The 18,834-nt window shown below is 69.7% G+C and carries 9 protein-coding genes; 4 read left to right on the top strand and 5 right to left on the bottom strand.

Annotation, left to right across the window (positions count from 1 at the left end; genetic code table 11):
* The first annotated feature begins 18 nt into the window (after positions 1 to 18).
* Complete coding sequence (locus AB0I16_RS12195; RefSeq protein ID WP_363249245.1) at positions 19 to 7,251, top strand: amino acid adenylation domain-containing protein; 7,233 nt, start codon at positions 19 to 21, stop codon at positions 7,249 to 7,251.
* Positions 7,252 to 7,470: 219 nt separating this feature from the next.
* Here AB0I16_RS12195 and AB0I16_RS12190 read toward each other — a convergent pair whose 3' ends face one another.
* Complete coding sequence (locus AB0I16_RS12190) at positions 7,471 to 9,093, bottom strand: M4 family metallopeptidase (RefSeq protein ID WP_363249244.1); 1,623 nt, start codon at positions 9,091 to 9,093, stop codon at positions 7,471 to 7,473.
* 773 nt (positions 9,094 to 9,866) lie between these two features.
* Here AB0I16_RS12190 and AB0I16_RS12185 point away from each other — a divergent pair.
* Positions 9,867 to 10,277 carry a hypothetical protein gene (locus AB0I16_RS12185; protein WP_363249243.1) on the top strand — a complete coding sequence of 137 codons (411 nt, stop codon included), beginning with the start codon at positions 9,867 to 9,869 and terminating at the stop codon, positions 10,275 to 10,277.
* A 107-nt stretch (positions 10,278 to 10,384) separates the two neighbouring features.
* Here AB0I16_RS12185 and AB0I16_RS12180 read toward each other — a convergent pair whose 3' ends face one another.
* The 4 genes from AB0I16_RS12180 to AB0I16_RS12165 all read right to left on the bottom strand — a co-directional run bounded on the left by AB0I16_RS12180 (position 10,385) and on the right by AB0I16_RS12165 (position 15,395).
* Positions 10,385 to 11,443: a ParB/RepB/Spo0J family partition protein gene (locus AB0I16_RS12180; protein WP_363249242.1), complete on the bottom strand. Its 1,059-nt coding sequence runs from the start codon at positions 11,441 to 11,443 to the stop codon at positions 10,385 to 10,387.
* Positions 11,444 to 11,827: 384 nt separating this feature from the next.
* The gene (locus tag AB0I16_RS12175; RefSeq protein ID WP_363249240.1) at positions 11,828 to 12,952 is read right to left on the bottom strand and encodes a transcriptional regulator; all 1,125 of its coding nucleotides are present in this window, start codon (positions 12,950 to 12,952) and stop codon (positions 11,828 to 11,830) included.
* Between the two features lie 458 nt (positions 12,953 to 13,410).
* Positions 13,411 to 14,097: a response regulator transcription factor gene (locus tag AB0I16_RS12170; RefSeq protein ID WP_363249239.1), complete on the bottom strand. Its 687-nt coding sequence runs from the start codon at positions 14,095 to 14,097 to the stop codon at positions 13,411 to 13,413.
* Positions 14,094 to 15,395, bottom strand: a complete 1,302-nt coding sequence (locus tag AB0I16_RS12165) for a histidine kinase (RefSeq protein ID WP_363249238.1) — start codon at positions 15,393 to 15,395, stop codon at positions 14,094 to 14,096. Before AB0I16_RS12165 ends, AB0I16_RS12170 begins: the two co-directional genes overlap by 4 nt.
* Before the next feature lie 221 nt (positions 15,396 to 15,616).
* Between AB0I16_RS12165 and AB0I16_RS12160 the strand changes: the two genes are divergently transcribed.
* Together AB0I16_RS12160 and AB0I16_RS12155 are read left to right on the top strand one after the other, a co-directional pair.
* Positions 15,617 to 16,309: an ABC transporter ATP-binding protein gene (locus AB0I16_RS12160; protein ID WP_363249237.1), complete on the top strand. Its 693-nt coding sequence runs from the start codon at positions 15,617 to 15,619 to the stop codon at positions 16,307 to 16,309.
* The gene (locus AB0I16_RS12155; protein ID WP_363249236.1) at positions 16,306 to 18,750 is read left to right on the top strand and encodes an FtsX-like permease family protein; all 2,445 of its coding nucleotides are present in this window, start codon (positions 16,306 to 16,308) and stop codon (positions 18,748 to 18,750) included. The genes AB0I16_RS12160 and AB0I16_RS12155 overlap by 4 nt, the downstream gene beginning before the upstream one ends.
* Positions 18,751 to 18,834 lie beyond the last annotated feature (84 nt).

Here is an 18,834-nt window from a genome sequence, read left to right as displayed (position 1 = left end):
TTCGGATCGCTGGCGGACGTGCTCGACAGCGACGCGGTCTACCGCGGTTCCGCGCAGTACCGGCAGGACCGGGAGTACTGGACGCGGCGCTTCCGGGACGCTCCTCCGGAGGGCACGCGGCTGGTGCCCCGAGCGTCGGCCGCCTCCCCCGATCACCTTGAGGAGCGGGTCACCGCGCTCACCGAGTCCACGGTCGGCGCGCTGGCGGCCCTGGCCGACCGGGCCGCGGCACCCTGGTCGGTCGCGGTGATCGCCGCATGCGCCCTCTACACGCACCGCGTCACGGGCACACGCGACGTGGTGCTGGGATTCCCCGTCACCGCACGGACCGGACACCTGCTCAAGCGGACACCGGGCATGGTCTCCAACGTGGTGCCGCTGCGCCTGAGCCTCCGTCCGGAGATGACACCGGGCGAACTCGTGGCGCAGGTGGCGGAGGCGATCGCCGAGGCGGCGGAACACCAGCGCTACCGGGGTGAGGACCTGCACCGCGACCTCGGCCTGCCCGGAGGGGTCACCAGCTCGTTCGCCCCGCTGACCAACATCGCTGCCTTCGGCTATGACCTGTTCTTCGGCGGCCATCGCGCCACCGCGCGGAACCTCGCCTTCGGCATGATCAGCGACCTGGCCATCGTCCTGTGGGACAGGCGGGACGGCTCGGCGCCACGGATCGGCTGGCACGCGCACCCACAGGCGTGTGACGCGGACGAACTCGCCGCCCACCACGACCGCTTCCTCCGGCTGCTACACGTCCTCACCCATGCCGACCCCCGTACACCCATCGGCCGGCTCGACCTGGTGACCGCGGACGAACGCGCGGCACTCCTCGTCGGCCGCAACGCCACCAGAACAGCCGTCGCGCCGACCACACTGCCCGCGCTGGTCGAGGCACGGGCCGCAGCCGATCCGGCCGCCACCGCGGTGATCTGCGGCGACACCACGATGACCTACGTGGAGCTGAACGCGCGGGCGAACCGCCTTGCCCACCGGCTGATCGCCCTGGGGATCGGCCCCGAGCAGTACGTGGCACTGTCGCTGCCACGGTCGACTGAGCTGGTCGTGGCGGTGCTCGCGGTGGTCAAGTCGGGAGCGGCGTATCTGCCCCTGGACCCGGACCACCCCGCCGCGCGCACCGAGTCGGTGCTGGACGACGCTCGCCCGGCGTTGCTCCTCACCATTGACGACGTGGGGGACGGTGTACCGGCCGGGTACCCGGACAGCGACCCGACGGACGCCGACCGTGTCCACCGGCTCCTTCCCCAGCACCCGGCATACGTGATTCACACGTCGGGTTCCACCGGGCGGCCCAAGGGCGTCGTCGTGCCGCACGTCGGTATCGTCAACCGCTTGCTGTGGATGCAGGACCAGTACCGTCTGGACGCTGCCGACCGTGTGCTGCAGAAGACACCGTCCGGTTTCGACGTGTCGGTGTGGGAGCTGTTCTGGCCCTTGATCACTGGGGCCGCCGTGGTGGTCGCGCGACCGGACGGCCACCGCGATCCCGCCTACCTGGCCGCGCTGATCCGTTCCGCGGCCGTCACCACGGTGCACTTCGTCCCGTCCGTGCTGCGGGAGTACCTGGCGGCACCGGCCGCAGCCGACCGCACCGCGCTGAAGCGGGTGATCTGCAGCGGCGAGGCGCTCCCCGGCGAGCTGTGGCGGCAGTGCGCCGACCGTCTCGGCGTGGCCCCGCACAACCTCTACGGACCGACCGAGGCGTCCGTGGACGTGACGTCGTTCACCCGTGCTCCCAGGCCCGGCGCCGACACGGTGCCCATCGGTACGCCCGTCTGGAACACCGGTGTGTACGTCCTGGATGCGGTGCTGCGCCCGGCGCCGACGGGAATCGTCGGCGAGCTGTATCTGGTCGGCATCCAACTGGCCCGCGGCTACCTGGGCCGCGCCGGACTGACGGCGGAGCGTTTCGTGGCCTGCCCGTTCGGCCCCCCGGGATCCCGGATGTACCGGACAGGTGACCTGGTCCGGTGGAACGGTGAGGGACAGCTGGAGTACCTCGGCCGGGTCGACGACCAGGTGAAGGTGCGCGGAGTCCGCATCGAGCCCGGCGAGATCGAGGCGGTCCTCGCCCGCTGCCCCGGGGTGCGCCGGGCAGCGGTGACCGCGCACCGGGACCGGGCCGACGACGTACGGCTCGTGGCGTACGTGACCGGGGATGTCGACCGGCCCGAACGGCTGCGCGCGTGGGCGCGTGAACGGCTGCCCGAGCACATGGTGCCTGCGGCGGTGGTCGTGCTGGACGGGCTGCCGCTGACACCCAACGGCAAGCTCGACCGGGCGGCGCTGCCCGCCCCCACCTTCACGCCGCCGGGCACCGGCCGCGCCGCCCGCACACCGCGGGAGCACCTGCTCGCCGAGCTGTTCGGCGACGTGCTCGGCGTGACGGCGACCGCAGTCGAGGACGACTTCTTCGCCATGGGCGGGCACTCCCTGCTCGCCACCCGACTCGTCGCACGGATCAGGGCGGCCTTCGGGGTCGAGCTGGAGCTGCGCGATCTCTTCGAGAACCCGACGCCCGCAGCGATCGCCGGCCGACTGGCGCACGCCGGCCCCGCCCGCGTCGCGCTGACGCGGCGGGAACGCCCGGCACGGGTACCGTTGTCGTTCGCGCAGCGCCGCCTGTGGTTCTTGCAGCAGATGGACGGGGCGGGCGCGACGTACAACATCCCCCTGGCGCTGCGCCTGCGCGGACCGGTGGACCATGCGTCACTGAGCGCGGCTCTGGCCGACGTGGTCGAGCGGCACGAGAGCCTGCGCACCCTCCTGCCCGAGCACGACGGAGTGGCGTACCAGCACATTCTCGAACCGTGCGCCGCGGTACCCCGGCTGAGGATCAGCCGGATCGACCGCGGGGACGTCGACGCCGCGGTGGCGGCGGCGGGACGCGGCCCCTTCGACCTGGCCACCGAACCCCCGTTGCGCGCGGAGCTGTTCGTCGTGGCACCGGACGACCAGACCCTGCTCATCGTCCTGCACCACACCGCCGGTGACGGCGGGTCATGGGGGCCGCTGTCACGCGATCTGGCGACGGCGTACGCCGCCCGGTGCGAGGGCCGCGCGCCGCGCTGGGAGCCGTTGCCCGTGCAGTACGCGGACTACACGCTGTGGCAGCACGAGCTGCTGGGCGATCAGTCCGATGCGGACAGCCTGTTCGCGACCCAGCTGAGGTACTGGTCGGCGGCGCTCGCCGGACTGCCTGACTTTCTCCGGCTGCCCACCGACCGGCCGCGGCCCGCCGTTGCCTCCCACCGGGGTGGGTATGTCCTCGTGCGCATTGATGCCGGGCTGCACCAGCGGTTGCAGCGGCTGGCCCGAGACAACGGGGCGAGCCTGTTCATGGTGCTCCAGGCGGGACTCGCCGCCCTGCTCACCCGCCTGGGCGCGGGCACCGACATCCCGATCGGTTCACCCGTCGCCGGCCGGACGGACCAAGCCCTCGACGAGCTGGTCGGGTTCTTCGTGAACACGCTGGTGCTGAGGACGGACACGTCCGGCCACCCGAGCTTCACCGAGCTGATCGGCCGCGTCCGCGAGACGGCACTCGCCGCGTACGACCACCAGGACGTGCCGTTCGAGCACCTGGTGGAGGTGCTCAACCCGACCCGCTCACCGGCGCACCACCCGCTGTTCCAGGTCATGCTGGCCCTTCAGGACCTGCCCGCGGCGGACGCCGGCCTGCCCGGCGCGGACACCGGGCTCGTCCCCACCCCGACCGGCACCTCGAAGTTCGACCTCTCCTTCCACCTGTGGGAACGGCGCACACACGAGGGCGATCCAGGAGGACTCGACGGGACGGTCGAGTACGCCGAAGACCTCTACGACCCCGCCACGGTACGGGAGCTGGCCGCCCGATGGGTACGGCTGCTGAAGGCCGTCACCTCCGGCCCCGACGTGCCGATCAGCCGGATCGACGTGCTGACACCGGCCGAGCGCTCCCGTCTGCTCGTCGAGCGCAACGCCACCGAGGCACCGGTCCCGGTGGTCTCACTGCCGAAGTTCTTCGCGGCCCGGGTGGCGGCGACGCCGGACGCGGTCGCGGTTGTCTCGGACACCACGAGCCTGACCTACGCGCAGCTCGACGCCAGGGCCAACCGGTTGGCTCACCGACTCGTCGCGCTCGGCATCGGCACGGAGAGCGCCGTGGCGCTGCTGCTCGACCGGTCCGCCGACCTGGTGGTCGCGATCCTGGCGGTGGTCAAGGCCGGTGGCGCCTACGTACCGCTCGACTCCCGGTACCCCGCCGCCCGCCTTGAGATGATCGCCGCCGAGACGGGTGCCTCGGTCCTCGTCACGGACCGGGCCGATCCCTTGCCGGGCCCCATGGCCATCGGCGTGGACCCGGACGGCAGCGACGCGGACCCCGGTGTCCCGTGCGACCACGAACAGCTCGCCTGCGTGATGTACACCTCCGGCTCGACGGGCGCGCCCAAGGGCATCGCGGTCACCCATCGCGACGTCGTGGAGCTGGCGGCGGACCCGTGCTGGCAGGGCGGGGACCACCAGCGGGTGTTGGTGCACTCGCCGCCCGCATTCGATGCCTTCACGTATGAGATGTGGGTGCCGTTGCTGACCGATGGTCAGATCGTCGTCGCTCCGCCGGGGGACGTGGACGGCCCCGTGTTGCGGCGGCTCGTCACCGAGCACGCCGTCACCAGCCTGTGGCTGACGGCGAGCCTCTTCCACCTGATGGCCGAGCAGGACCCCGGCTGCCTGGCCGGCGTCCGGCAGGTGTGGGCGGGTGGGGAAGCGGTCTCCGGCTCCTCTGTCGCCCGCGTACTGGCGGCCTGCCCGTCCATCGCCGTGGTCAACGGATACGGCCCGACCGAGGCCACGACTTTCGCCGCGCACCACCTACTGCGCGCACCGTACGAGGCCGCGCCCACAGTGCCGATCGGCAGGCCGATGGCGAACACACGGGCATACGTCCTGGATGCCGGGCTCTGCCCGGGCCCGTCGGGTGTGACCGGCGAGTTGTACCTGGCGGGCGCGGGGCTGGCGCGCGGGTACCTCGGCCGGCCGGGACCGACGGCCGAGCGGTTCGTGGCATGTCCGTTCGGGCCCGGCGGCGAGCGGATGTACCGGACGGGAGACCTCGTCCGGTGGAACGCTGACGGTGAGCTGGAGTACCACGGCCGCGCGGACGACCAGGTGAAGATCCGCGGGTTCCGGGTCGAGCCCGGCGAGGTGGCGGCCGCGCTCGAGGAGCATCCCGAGGTCACCCGGGCGGCCGTAGTCGCCGGGCGCGGCCGAAACGACGACCTGCTGCTGGTCGCATACGTGAGCGGGGACGCCTGCCGGGCGGAAGCCCTCCAGGACTGGGTGCGCGCCCGCGTTCCCGAGTACGCAGTGCCCTCCGCCGTCGTGGTGCTCGACGCACTGCCGTTGTCACCGAACGGAAAGCTGGACCGGGCCGCGCTTCCGGCACCGGAAATCCCCGTCGCTCCCACCGGCCGCGCCCCGGGCACACCGCAGCAGCAGATACTCTGCGACCTCTTCGCCGAAGTACTGGGCGTGCCGTCGGTCGGTGCCGACGACGACTTTTTCGGCCTGGGCGGACACTTACTGCTCGCCACCCGCCTGAACGCACGGATTCGGGCAGCCTTCGGGGTGGAACTGGAGCTGCGGACAGTATTCGAAAACCCGACGCCCGAGGGAATCGCGGAACGTCTCGCGGGAGCACGACAGGCGCGCCCCGTCCTGCGCCCGTCGCGACGGCCGCAGCAGGCACCCTTGTCGTTCGCCCAGCGCCGCCTGTGGTTCCTGCACCGCATGGAAGGCCCGAGCGCCACCTACAACATCGCGCGTGCGCTGCGGTTGCAGGGCGGTCTGGATCGCTCGGCGCTGCAAGCGGCACTGGCCGACGTGGTCGAACGGCACGAGAGCCTGCGGACGGTGTTCCCCGAGCACAACGGCGTGCCCCACCAGCGCGTGCTGCAGCCGGAGTTGGCAGGGGTGCCGCTGGGGGTCACGCGGACCACCGCCCGGACGGTGTCCGGGGCCCTGGCCGCGGCGGCGCGGCAGCCCTTCGATCTGGTGGCCGAGCTGCCGGTGCGGGCGGAGTTGTTCGTGGTCGCGCCGGACGAGCATGTGTTGTTGATCGTGGTGCATCACATCGCCGGTGACGGGTGGTCGCTGGGGCCGTTGCCCCGGGACCTGGCCACGGCGTACGCGGCACGTCGTGCGGGGCGTGCGCCTGACTGGGCGCCGTTGCCGGTGCAGTACGTGGACTACACGGTGTGGCAGCACCAGCTCCTTGGTGACCCGTCGGAACCGGACAGCCTCTTCGCGACACAGCTGCGCTACTGGACCGAGGCGCTCGCGGCACTGCCCGAACGGCTGGAGCTGCCTGCCGACCGACCCAGGCCCTCGGTGGCCACATACCGGGGCGGATACGTCCCCGTACGAATCGACGCCGGTCTGCACCGGGCGCTGACGGCTTTGGCGCGCCGTAACGGTGCGAGCCTGTTCATGGTCCTCCAGGCGGGGCTCGCCGCTCTGCTGACGCGGCTCGGCGCGGGCACGGACATCCCGGTCGGTTCGCCGGTCGCGGGCCGCACCGATCACGCCCTGGACGACCTGGTCGGGTTCTTCGTGAACACCCTGGTGCTGCGCACCGACACCTCCGGGCACCCGAGCTTCACCGAGCTGCTCGCCCGCGTACGGGAGACCGCGCTGAACGCGTACGACCACCAGGACGTGCCGTTCGAACACCTCGTGGAAGTGCTCAACCCGACCCGCTCGCTCTCCCACCAGCCCCTGTTCCAGGTCTGGCTGAACGTGCGCAACATCCCCGAGAGCGGATTCGAACTGGTCGGTCTGGAGACCGCGCTGACGCCTGTCCATACCGGTGCGGCCAAGTTCGACCTCGCCTTCCACCTGTGGGAGCACCACGACGCCCGCGGCGACCTCGACCTACTCGGCACGGCGGAGGCCGGCTGGTCGATCCGTGACTCGCGCACCGGGGTTCCCTCGGACCACCATGTCGAAGAACCGACGCTCCGCCTGCTGCAGCGGCTCTCATCGCCTCGCCGCCGCACGACCCTTGCCACTGATGCCGATGTGGCCGCGCGGCTTGAGTGGCTGACTGAGCGAGGCTTCCTCTTCGAGGAGGACGGTCGTGTGCTGAGCCTCGTACTGACTGACGTCCAAGATGCCGTCGAAGACGATCCCGACGGCCCCCCGGCCGCCGGGGATCGGAGCCTGCTGCCCGTGTTCGGCGAGTCCGACCGGTAACAGGACGGTCGCCATCCGTGTCACGAGAGCTCGTCTTGCGCGGCGAGGTTCTGTACGGCGATGTTCTGCCATGGACGAGTGCTGCGCCGGCCCGCCGGGCGCTGACGACGGACAGTACGGCGATCGGGACCCACGGGGGACGGTCACCTTCCGGGCGGTGGACGCGGCCAGGGGCGGCGCCCGATACGGACGCCGCCCCTCTTACGTGGCCGGTCGAGGTTACTTGACGTTGACGCCGGTCCAGGCGGCGGCCACACGCTTGTACTCGGTGGAGTTCGCGCCGTAGAGGTCCTTCGCGGCGCTCAGCGTGCCCTTACGGGCCGCCTTGTAGTTGGTGGTCGACGTGAAGTACGTCGTCAGGGCCTTGTACCAGATCTTCTCGGCCTTGGCGCGGCCGATGCCGAGCACCTTGGTGCCGTCGGCGGTCGGCGAGTTGTAGTTGACGCCGTTGATCCGCTTCTTGCCGCTGCCCTCGGACAGCAGGTAGAAGAAGTGGTTGGCGACGCCCGAGGAGTAGTGGACGTCGACGTTGGCGGCGTTGGCGCTCCACTTGTCCAGGGAGCCGCCGTCCTTGCTCGGCTTGTCCATGTAACGCAGCGGGGAGCCGTCGCCGTTGATGTCGATCTTCTCGCCGATGAGGTAGTCACCGACGTCCTTGGGGTTCTTGGCCTTGAACTCCACGGCGGTGGCGAAGATGTCGGAGGTGGCCTCGTTCAGGCCGCCGGACTCGCCGCTGTACTCCATGTTGCCGGTGGCCGAGGTGACACCGTGCGTCATCTCGTGGGCCGCGACGTCGATCGAGGTGAGGGGCTTCTTGTTGCCCTCGCCGTCGCCGTACGTCATGCAGAAGCAGCTGTCGTCCCAGAAGGCGTTGACGTAGCCGTTGCCGAAGTGGACCCGCGACTTCGCGCCCTTGCCGTCGCCGTTGATGCCCTTGCGGCCGTGGACCGACTTGTAGTAGTCCCAGGTGAGCTGGGCGCCGTAGGCGGCGTCGACGGCGGCGGTCTGCGCGCTCGAGGGCTTGCCGTTGCCCCAGACGTCGTTGGAGTCCTTGAAGAGCTTGCCGGCGCCGCTCTCCGCGTGCTTCAGGTCGTAGGTGCGGTGGTTGCCGCGCGCCTTGTCGGTCAGCTCGTAGCCGCTCGTGACCTTCTTCGAGCCGACCGTGACCTTGCCGCTGTACTGGCTGTTGCCGGTGCCGTTCTCGATGTCCTGGTACTGGTACAGCTTCTTGCCGGTCGCGGCGTCCGTGATGACGTGGAGCCTGCTGGGCGTGCCGTCCTTCTGCACGCCGGTGACGACGGTTTCGTACGCGAGGACGGGCTTGCCGGAGGCGGCCCAGATCACCTTGCGCGGCGACTGCGCGTCGGCCTCGGCGGTCTTCGCCTTGGAGGCTGTGGACTCGGCGGACTTCGCGACGGCGGACTTGGCGAGCTTGGCGTCCGTGGAAGCGACCTTCACGGTGGCCTCGGTCGCCTTGGTGACGCTCTTGACCTTGCCGCTCCCGGCGGTGTGGACGACGAGGTCGCCGCCGAGGACGGGCAGGCCGTCGTAGGTGCGCTCGTAGCGGGTGTGGACGGTGCCGTCGGCGTCCTTGACGACGTCGCGGACGACCAGCTTCTCCTCGGCGCCCAGGCCGATCCTGTCGGCGGTCGCCGATCTGTCGGCGTTCGCGTCCTGGAGGAGCTCCGCACGGGCCGATGCCGAGAGAGCGACAGGGAAGCCGGACGGCTCGGTGTCGTTGTCCGGCTGGGCGGAGGCGCCGGTGGTCAGCGCCGTGGTGAGCACTGCTCCGGCGGCGGCGATCGCGAGCGTCGCACGCTTACGGGATATGTGAGAGGTCACTCGGGTTCCATCTGTGGGGGCCCGGGAAGCACGAAGTGCCGCCCGGGACGGAAGAAAGTCACGATGCTGGCATGCAGCGAGTTGCCGCACGTGCTGCGTGTTGCGAGGAAGCGTGCCATTCGAGCCAGGTACATGTCAGCCTTTTTAATGGATGTTGGCCGAATATGGTTCGTTGGGAGATGGTCGAGCTACGCCATGCGAACAGGCCGTGATCGAGGCCGCCGCAGGCAACGCCCGGGCGGGTGCGGGAGCTTGGCGACCCGGGGCAGTGGCCGCCTCGGTGAGAGTGCGGCCTCTGCGTGGGATGAGCTGTGGGGTGAGCCGTGCGGGGTGAGCCGTGCGGGTGGGCCAATTTCTCGACGTAGGCCGCGGAGCCCGGACTGCTCGCCGGCCTCCGCGAGTCGGCCGTGCCGCCGGAGCCCATGACGAGGCCCCGCACACCCGCCTCGACGCCGGCGGGACGCGGCGTGCCTGCGGCCGGCTTTCGCTGACGCAGTGCCATGCGGAGGGCGCAGACCGTGCGGCAGACCGCTGGCCGTCGAGGGGCAGCAGTTGAACAGCCGCAGCCTCAGGACTCCGGCCGGGGGCTACTCTGTGCTGGTTCCGCCCGGCTGGGCTCGTGGGTACCGGTGCCGACGAAGTCCGTAGAGGGCATGGGCTGTAGACGTTGCGACCGCTTGCCCGTTCGGCGTCTTCGCTCCACCCATCAGGAACTTGCTGGCGTGCACGTGACGTGACCTCGGAAACCCAGACCATCACGGAGGAAGACGACCATGCAGCGATTCACTTGGGCGAAAACGATGGCGGCACTCTCGGCGGCTGCGTTGTGCCTCGCGATGGCCCCGGCAGCGACCGCCAGGACCGCCGCACCCACTTGCGTCACCGACAGCGCGACAAAGGCGTTCGGCCGCGGCGAGATCAGCATCTGTATCGAAAACGGCCGGGCGCACGTGACCGGGTGGGCGGAGGACCTGAAACCAGGTGGTTGGCTTGATGGAGAGTGCGTGGCCTGGTACATGACCTGGGAAACCGCCACCGGAGACTTCCTGAGCTTCGCGCCCGTGGTCTGCGGGCACGCGGGCGGCCCGTACGAGACCTTCGACTACGACCCGTCGGACTGGTCCGAGGGCCCGCAGAACATCACCGGCGTCAGGAACGTGTCATTGGGCCTGTTCGACGCCTGAAGCCTGTCGCAGCAGGCCGCGCACGCACCGTCAGGAGTGGACTGTTGAGCGGTGCGCTGTCGCACAGTCGCGTTGGCGTGTGCGGCCATGCTGCGAGAGCGTTGCCGCTACGACGTGGTCCGGGTCGGGTCCTGCGTCTCGTCGCTCACGGTATGCCTGCGCTCGCCCAGCTCCTTCGCGATCTCTCTCCACGTCTCCGAGTACCGTCTCGCAAGGTCGGCGACCAGGCCCCCACAGTGCGAAGGCACTACAGCGGTCAGTTTTGACCACTCCTGCATATCGATGGCGTTTTGCTGCAGTATCCGGAGCAGGTTGCGTCCCTCTTCCTTGTGCCGCAGAGACGGATCGCGCAGCAACTTCTCGATCAGGGAGACAGGGTCGGATGGCATGAAGCAGACTTTGCGCGCCGCCGGGGGTCGATCCGGCGCCACGCGATCCGCCGGCGCTAGCGCTACGCGATCCGGCGGCGGCATACCATCCGGCGGCGTACGATCCGGCGAACCGCTGTGATCGTCGTCCGGTTCGCGACCTCTCTGCCTACCTTCCGGCACCGGCGGCTCGCCTGACAGGAGCCGCTTGCGGACATCGCTCACCGTGGCCGGCGAGATTCTCGCGCGCCGAGCCACCTCACGCAGTGACGCCTCCGGGTGCTCGGCCAGCAGCTCGGCTGCGCGCCTCCGCCCCTCCGAGCTGTTCAGTGGACGCACCTTGCCGTCCCGGCCGATACGTCCGGTCAGCTGCGACGTCGTATCCGCCGAACTCCGCCGGAGAGCGGCGACCGCTTTTGCGCCCAAACCTGCGGTACGCGCAATCGCCCGGTCCGACATCTCGGGGTGCGCAGCGATGATTCGCGCGGCTGCCGCCCTGCGATCCTCCTTCGTCAGAGGAAGGCCATGCGTCACATTCGCTTCGACGGCACGCAGGAAGGCTTCCTCCTGGGTGCCGTCGAAGAATTCGACATCAATTGTCTCCCGCCCTCTCAACAGGGCGACCATCAAGCGGTGCATTCCATCGATCACGCGCATACTGCGGCGATGCACGAGGATAGGAGGAAGCGCCACGTCAAGTTCCCCCAATTGGGCGACGTGCTCGGCGTCCTGCCCCTTCAGTCGCGGAGACTCACCAGGCAGCAGCGACGCGATCGGAACGGGTACGACCTCTCGCACACGAGCCCCCATCGGCACAGCCGGTCGGGCCACACCGATCGCACGCTCACCTCGCACTTCGGGCATCAGGTCGGAATCGTGGCGATTCGGAAGCATCTCTCTCCCCCATTGACACAGGATCAAAATCTACTTGCTACAGAACTTTCCGGCTGGAAGGTCGCGCGTGCGGGTAGCGTGCGTTCAACTGCGGCTCCGACAGTTGCATGACGGAGCGACCTGCGGCGAGCGGTTTTCGGGGCCCGGACGAGCCCGGTCAGTGTCATCGATCACTGCCACGCCCCCGGCGTCGAGGGGGGATTTCCGCCGGGGCGGGCACTCTAAATGCAGACAAAATTGGGAGTTAAATCTTCATTCCACCGGCAGAGCGATCCGCCCGTTGTCCCGCTACTCACCCACGGCCACCTGGTTCGGCGACCGCGTCTGTTCGTCGAGGTCCTGGGCGAACCGCAGCCAGGTCTGCGCATACTGCTCGGCCAGTTCCATCACCAGCGCACCGCAGTGCGAAGGGACCGCGTCGGTGAGCTCGGTCCAGCGCTGCGTGACGACGGCGTTCTGGTGCAGCAGTCGCAGGAGGTTCCGGCCCTCCTCCTTGTGGCGCAGGGCCGGGTCGCGCAGCAGCTTCTCCAGTACCTGCTGGGGGTCGCTGTCGAGCGTCTTCTCTCTGCTTCGTCCGGTAGGCAGTGAGCGCACCGTGCCGGCACCCCGGTCCGCCCGGTTCCGGTGCTCCGTTTGTTCGTGCGTGATGACCGGGCTCTCGCTGGCCCGGAGCCGCTTCCGCACATCGCTCACAGTCGCCGGAGAGAGTCCCGCCAGACGCGCGATCTCGCGCAGCGAGGCCTCCGGACGCTCGGCGATCAGCTCCGCCGCCCGCCTGCGGCCCTCATCGCTGCTGAGCGGACGGACCTTGCCGTCCATGCCGAGCGTCGCGCGCAGTTGCCCAGCTCCACCGGACTGTCGGCGGATGGCGGCCACGGTCTTGGCTCCGAGACCGGAGGCGTGCGCGATCGCCCGGTCCGACAGAAAGGGGTGCGACTTCAGGATCTTCGCCGCCGCGGCCCGTCGGTCGGACTGCGAGAGCGGCAGGCCATGCGTCACGTTCGCCTGCACGGCACGCAGGAACGCGTCCTCGGCGCTGCCCTCGAAGAACTCCACCCTGACGACTTGCTGGCCCCTGAGGAAGGCGGCCATCAGGCGGTGCATTCCGTCGATCACGTGCATGGTGCGGCGGTCGACGAGAATAGGCGGAAGTGGTCCTTCCATTTCCGCCAGACGCGCCACGTGCTCCGCGTCCGGACCCCGCGACCGCAGAGAGACGCCCGGCATGATCGAGGAAATGAGTACGTCCTCCACCGTCGGCTGTTTCACCTGTGCGGCACTCATCGATACCGGGCACCCGGTGCCGAGGTCGGCGGCTCCGGTGACGCCTCTGTCTTCGTCGGTGGGTCTTCGAGGTACGCCGGTCGATTGATCCATTCTGTCCACCCCGCTGATCGACAGCTCACAGCACATGACACACGCGGCAATCGGGCGGCCTCAGCAGCGCCGGGCCGCACTGCTGGACCGGGCCGATTCTCGACCTCGGCCCGGTCCTGGGCACTCTCGCCCAGGGCACTCGCGACTAGCGGAATAGCGAATTCCGCTCACCTTGGCGGTACGTCGAAATACTGGTACCCGAGCCACCAACCATCGCCTTGGACTCCGTCCTGAGATGCTTCAACCCGCGCGCTCCACCAATCCTCACGTGTCACTCTAGTCATTGTCGACCCCTCAGATAGAGGAACGTCTCATTCACGGGCAGGCCCAAGTGTGGGAGCCGCCGCCTGTCGTGACGGCGCGTCACCTCGACCGATGAAGCCACGCGGGCTGCCGGGTAGTGGCGGGTGACAGGGCTGCGCCGATCGGATGTGTTGCCACACGCAACCGGCGCAAGCCAGTCAGTACTGCCCCCGATCGTCTCCAGTCATCTGTCAGGCGTCTCTGCCCGGGGCCACGAGGCCCGTCTCGTAGGCGAAGACGACGGCTTGGACGCGGTCGCGCAGGTCCAGCTTCGACAGGATGCGGCCGACGTGGCTCTTGACCGTCGTCGGGCTGAGGAAGAGCTGTGAGGCGAGTTCGGCATTGCTGAGGCCGGTCGCGAGCAGACGGAGCACTTCGAGCTCACGCGGGGTCAGGCCGGACAGATCACTGTGCGTAGCGGTGGTCTGCGGTTCATCGTGCTGGGCGAAGCGCTCGACCAGCCGACGGGTGATCGCGGGTGCGAGGAGGGCGTCGCCGGACTGGACCAGACGCAGGGCGGAGACGAGGCGCTCAGGAGTGACGTCTTTGAGCAGGAAGCCGCTGGCGCCGGCCCTGAGCGCGGCATAGACGTAGTGGTCGAGGTCGTATGTCGTGAGGATGATGACCCGCGTTCCCTCCGAGCCCGCGCCTTCCGTGATGCGCCTGGTGGCCTCGATGCCGTCCATCTCCGGCATGCGAATGTCCATCAGGACGACGTCGGGCCGCGTACGACGGACCGCCGCGACGGCCTCGACCCCGTCGGCCGCCTCGGCCGTGACTTCGATGCCGTCCGCGGCCAGGATCATCTTGAATCCGGTGCGTACGAGGGCTTGATCGTCGGCGATGACTGCGCGCAGCGACGGCTGGTCCATGCTCATGTGGTCCTCCACGGGATACGGGCCGTGACCTTATAGCCGCCGGCGGGATTCGGTCCTGCCGCCAGCTCGCCCCCGTAGACGGCCAACCGCTCGCGCAGCCCCATGTGACCACGGCCGTTGCTCTCCACCGGCGGGGAGCCGTTGTCGCCGCCGGTGTCCGTGACCTCGATCTCCAACCAATCGTCGGTGTACCCGATGGCGACAGCGGCCTCCGCGCCGCGCGCGTGCTTGATCGTGTTGGTCAGCGCCTCCTGCACGACGCGATACGCCGCGAGGTCCACTCCCTGCGGCAACGGATCCGGCGGCAACGACATACTGACGCTCACGGGCGTCCCCGCGGCGCGTACCCGTGATACCAGCGCGTCGAGTTGAGGGAGCCCGGGCTGCGGCTCCAGGCCGTCGAGCTTCTCGTGGTCCGGGGCGGCCAACAGTCCCATCACGTGGCGTAGTTCGGCCATGGCGGCCCGGCCGCCCGCCTCGACGGCCAACAGTGCCTCCTTCGACTGCTCGGGTACCACGTCCATCACTTTGCGGGCCGCACCCGCCTGGATCACCATCACGCTCACATTGTGGGTCACGACGTCGTGCAGTTCGGCGGCGATGCGGGCACGTTCCTCCTCGACAGCCCGGCGCATCGCCTCTTCCTGGGCCTCCTGCAGTTCCGCTACCCGGTCCCTGCTGGACACCAGTTTCAACTGCAGGAAGCGGACCAGGCTGGCCAGCATTCCGGCCACCAGGAGAACGAATCCCGGACTGGACCAGCCCGGGAGCACCGGTTCCGCGTTGCGGAAGGCGAAACCGGACAGTGCGGCGGCGACGACCAGGACGGCTATCGCCGCTATCCGGTAACGGCTGTACACGACAGCGCTGTAGGCGGCGATGACACAGGCCAGGACGGTGATCCAGGAGGCGGAGCTGCCGATGGCCAGTGCCACGCCGAGCACCACCACGAACTGGGACAGCGGATACCGGCGGCGGGCCGCCAGCGGAAGCGTCGTCAGGACGACCAGGTGCCAGGGCGCGGAGGCGGACTCCTCGTCCGGGGGCTCCACCACCTGGCCCGGGTCGGGCGGCGGGGGCGGGGCGGGAACCCCTGTCCCGACGTCGGCCTTCGGGTTGATGTTCACCGGACCGTCGCCGGGATAGCGCACCGCCACGAACAGGGCGATGACGGTCAGTACGACGGCGAGCACCACGTCGACGCGGACCGCCCGCCGGGACAGGGGGGCCGCCTTCGGCTCGGGGCGGAGGGCGTCGATGAGCTGCTGACGCCAGTCGCGCCGGTCTTCCGTCTCCATGCGTACATTGTGCTGCGCTCTTCGCCCGGTCGGCGTCCATCTGTCTGATCACGGTCTTGTCCCAGAGGTCTACTTCTCAGGTAGGAGTCCGTGGTCGAATCCTCCGGAGGGAGGGCCCGATGTTGGTTCCGCGGCCGACGCGACCTTCCCCCAATGACCTTTAGGTTCTCAGGGTCGGCAACGGCATGTGCCTCTCGCGACCGTAAGGACGGACAACTCGTATGCAGCAAGTGATCGAACTGGAGCGTGTGGCGAAGCGCTACGACAGCGCCGGCATGCCGGCGCTCGGACCGCTCACGCTCAGCGTCGCCAAGGGTGAGGCCCTTGCCGTGACGGGCCCCTCCGGCAGCGGCAAGTCCACGCTGCTGAACCTCGTCGCCGGATTGGACAAGCCCACCGACGGCGCCGTGATCGTGGCGGGGCAGCGGATCGACCAGCTGAGCGAGCACGCCCTCGCCAAGTTCCGTCGCGAGCACATCGGCATGGCCTTCCAGTTCTTCAACCTCCTGGACGACCTCACCGTCACCGACAACATCCAGCTTCCCGCGCAGCTGACCGGGAGCAGCCGGCGCGCGGCCGCGGCCCGCGCCGGTGAGCTCATGGAGATGCTGGGCATCCAGAAGCACGCCCGCGCCTATCCGGGCCGCCTGTCCGGAGGCGAACGTCAGCGGGTCGGTGTCGCGCGGGCGTTGGTCAACCGGCCGGCGCTGCTGCTCGCCGACGAGCCGACCGGTGCGCTCGACACGGCTTCGGGTCACGACGTCCGTGATCTCCTCCTCGACCTGCACCGCGCCGGTCAGACGATCGTGCTTGTGACGCACGACCTGTCCCTCGCGGAGGCGTGCGCGAGCCGCACGATCCACCTGGTCGACGGCCACCTCGCTCTCGACACGTACGCGCAGTCCGTCCGATGAGCCTCTTCGGTGGCGCGCTCGGCCGCGTCGTACGCTCCGGTGTCGGCAGGCGGCGTGTGCAGACCGTGGTGATCGCCGTGGCCACGATGATGGCCGTGGCCTCGGCCGTGGTCGCGGGGTCGCTGATGGTCGCCGCGGCCGCTCCCTTCGACAAGGCCTTCAAGAAGCAGCGGGGCTCGCACATCACCGCGCAGTTCGATCCGGCCAAGGCGAGCGCGGCCGACCTCACGAGGACCGGGAAGCTGCCCGGTGTCGCCGCGAGCGCGGGACCGTACCCGTCCACGTCGGTCCGTCTGGTGGACCGGGCGGGCTTCCCACTGCCGTCGCTGGCCCTGGTCGGGCGGTCCTCGCCGGACGGCGCCGTGGACCGGGTGGACCTGAAGTCGGGGCGGTGGGCGCAGAAGCCCGGTGAGATCGTGCTCGACGCGTCGTTCGAGGGGCCCGCCATCGGGATCGGCGCGCCCATGAAGACGTCGGAAGCCAAGGACGCCGCGACCCTCTCGATCGTCGGCTTCGCCGTGTCCGCCAGCAAGACCGCCGACGCCTGGGCGGCTCCCGCGCAGGTCGAGGCGCTGGCGTCGCAGGGCCATCCGGTCACGCGTCAGATGCTGTACCGCTTCGATTCCGCGAGCACGAAGCAGCAGATCGTCGCCGAGCGGAAGAACCTCGCCGCCTCCGTGGGGTCAGGGGCGCTGCTCGGGACCCAGTCCTGGCTGGACACGAAGCGCGCCGCCGATCAGGGTGCGGCGGCGACCGTCCCGTTCGTGATGGCCTTCGGCGCGCTCGGCATCGTGATGTCAGTGATCATCGTCAGCAGTGTGATCAGTGGTGCGGTCGGCACCAGCCTGCGCAGGATCGGCATCCTCAAGGCCATCGGCTTCACCCCGCGCGAGGTCGTGCGCGCCTACGTGGCCCAGGCCCTGATCCCGGCAGTCGTGGGCATCGCCCTGGGTGTCGTCCTGGGCAACGTCCTCGCCGTGCCCCTGCTGGCCGACACCGAGTCGGTGTACGGCGGCGTCTCACTCTCGGTGGCCTGGTGGGTGGATGTCGCCGTACCGGCCGTCACCCTGGTCGTCGTGGGGATCGCGGCGCTGATTCCCGCGCTGCGGGCCGGCAGGCTGCGTACGGTCGAAGCCATCGCGGTCGGCCGGGCGCCGCGGACGGGGCGCGGCCAGTGGGCACACCGGGCGATGGGCATGCTGCCGCTGCCGCGGCCGGTGACCTACGGTCTCGCCACCCCCTTCACGCATCCGGTCCGTACCCTCGCGATGCTGCTCGCGGTGGCGTTCGGGACGGTCGCGGCAACGTTCGCGGTGGGTCTCACCTCGTCGTTGAACGCGATCGGCAGCTCGCAGGACCCCGAGAACCGGGCCGCGGTCACGGTCACGACGACCAGGGCGATCGAGGTCGCTCCCCCGCCGCCGCCTCCCGTGGGCGGCGACGCGGGAGATCCGCCTCCCCCGGGCGGCGACGCGGGCCCGCCTCCCGTGCAGGACAGCGCGCCGAGCACCGTCAAGAAGCCCAAGGTCGCCGATTCCGCGAAGGTGCGCGCCGCCGTCACGTCGCAACCGGGCGTGGAGTCGTACTACGGCAAGACCGAGACCGAGGTCGCCGTCGCCGGAGTCTCGGGATCGATCCAGGCCAGCCTCTACGAGGGTGACGCGCGCGCCGGAAGCTACGAGATGCTCTCCGGGCACTGGATCACCGGCAAGGGACAGGTCGTGGTGCCCACGCGCTTCCTGGAGAGGACCAGCACCAAGCTCGGTGACACGGTGCGCGTGACCTACGAGAAGGAGACCGCGAACCTGCGCATCGTGGGTGAATCCTTCGACACGTCGGGCAGCCAGCTGGCGATCCACGCGGACATGGCCGACTTCAAGTCGGCCGAGCCCAGCACCTTCCTCGTCGAGACCAAGTCCGGGGTCTCCGCCGACGAGTACGCCAGGAAGGTCGCCGCGGTGGTGCAGCCGCTGGGCGGCGACGCGACGACCACCACTGAGGAGGGTCAGGACGGTGTCATCCTCATCATGGCGGCGATGGCGGTGCTGCTCACCCTCATGCTGATCATCGTGGCCGGTCTCGGCGTGCTGAACTCCGTGGTCCTCGACACCCGCGAACGCATCCACGACCTGGGTGTCTGCAAGGCGATCGGTATGTCGCCGCGGCAGACGCTGAGCCTGGTGCTCGCCTCGGTGGCCGTGATCGGCGTGATGGGCGGGGTGATCGGCGTGCCGGTGGGGTACGCGCTGCACAGCGTCGTCATGCCGGTGATGGGCCGTGCCGTGGGCACCACTCTGCCGTCGCTCGTCCTCGACGTGTACGGGCCCTTCCGGCTGCTCCTGCTGGGGCTCGGCGGCGTCGTGATCGCGATGCTGGGCGCACTGGTCCCGGCGGGCTGGGCCGCCAGGGCGCGTACGGCGACTGCGCTGCGCACCGAGTAGTTCCTGTAGGACAGACGAAGAGTCCGGGGTACGGAGCGGTCGCTCCGTACCCCGGACTCTTCGTCTGTCTGGGTGAGTCCCCAC

The sequence above is a fragment of the Streptomyces sp. NPDC050703 genome, assembly GCF_040654435.1.
Classification (GTDB): domain Bacteria; phylum Actinomycetota; class Actinomycetes; order Streptomycetales; family Streptomycetaceae; genus Streptomyces.
The sequence above is the reverse complement of the archived record's forward strand: the minus strand, read 5'-3'. Positions and strand labels throughout refer to the sequence as shown.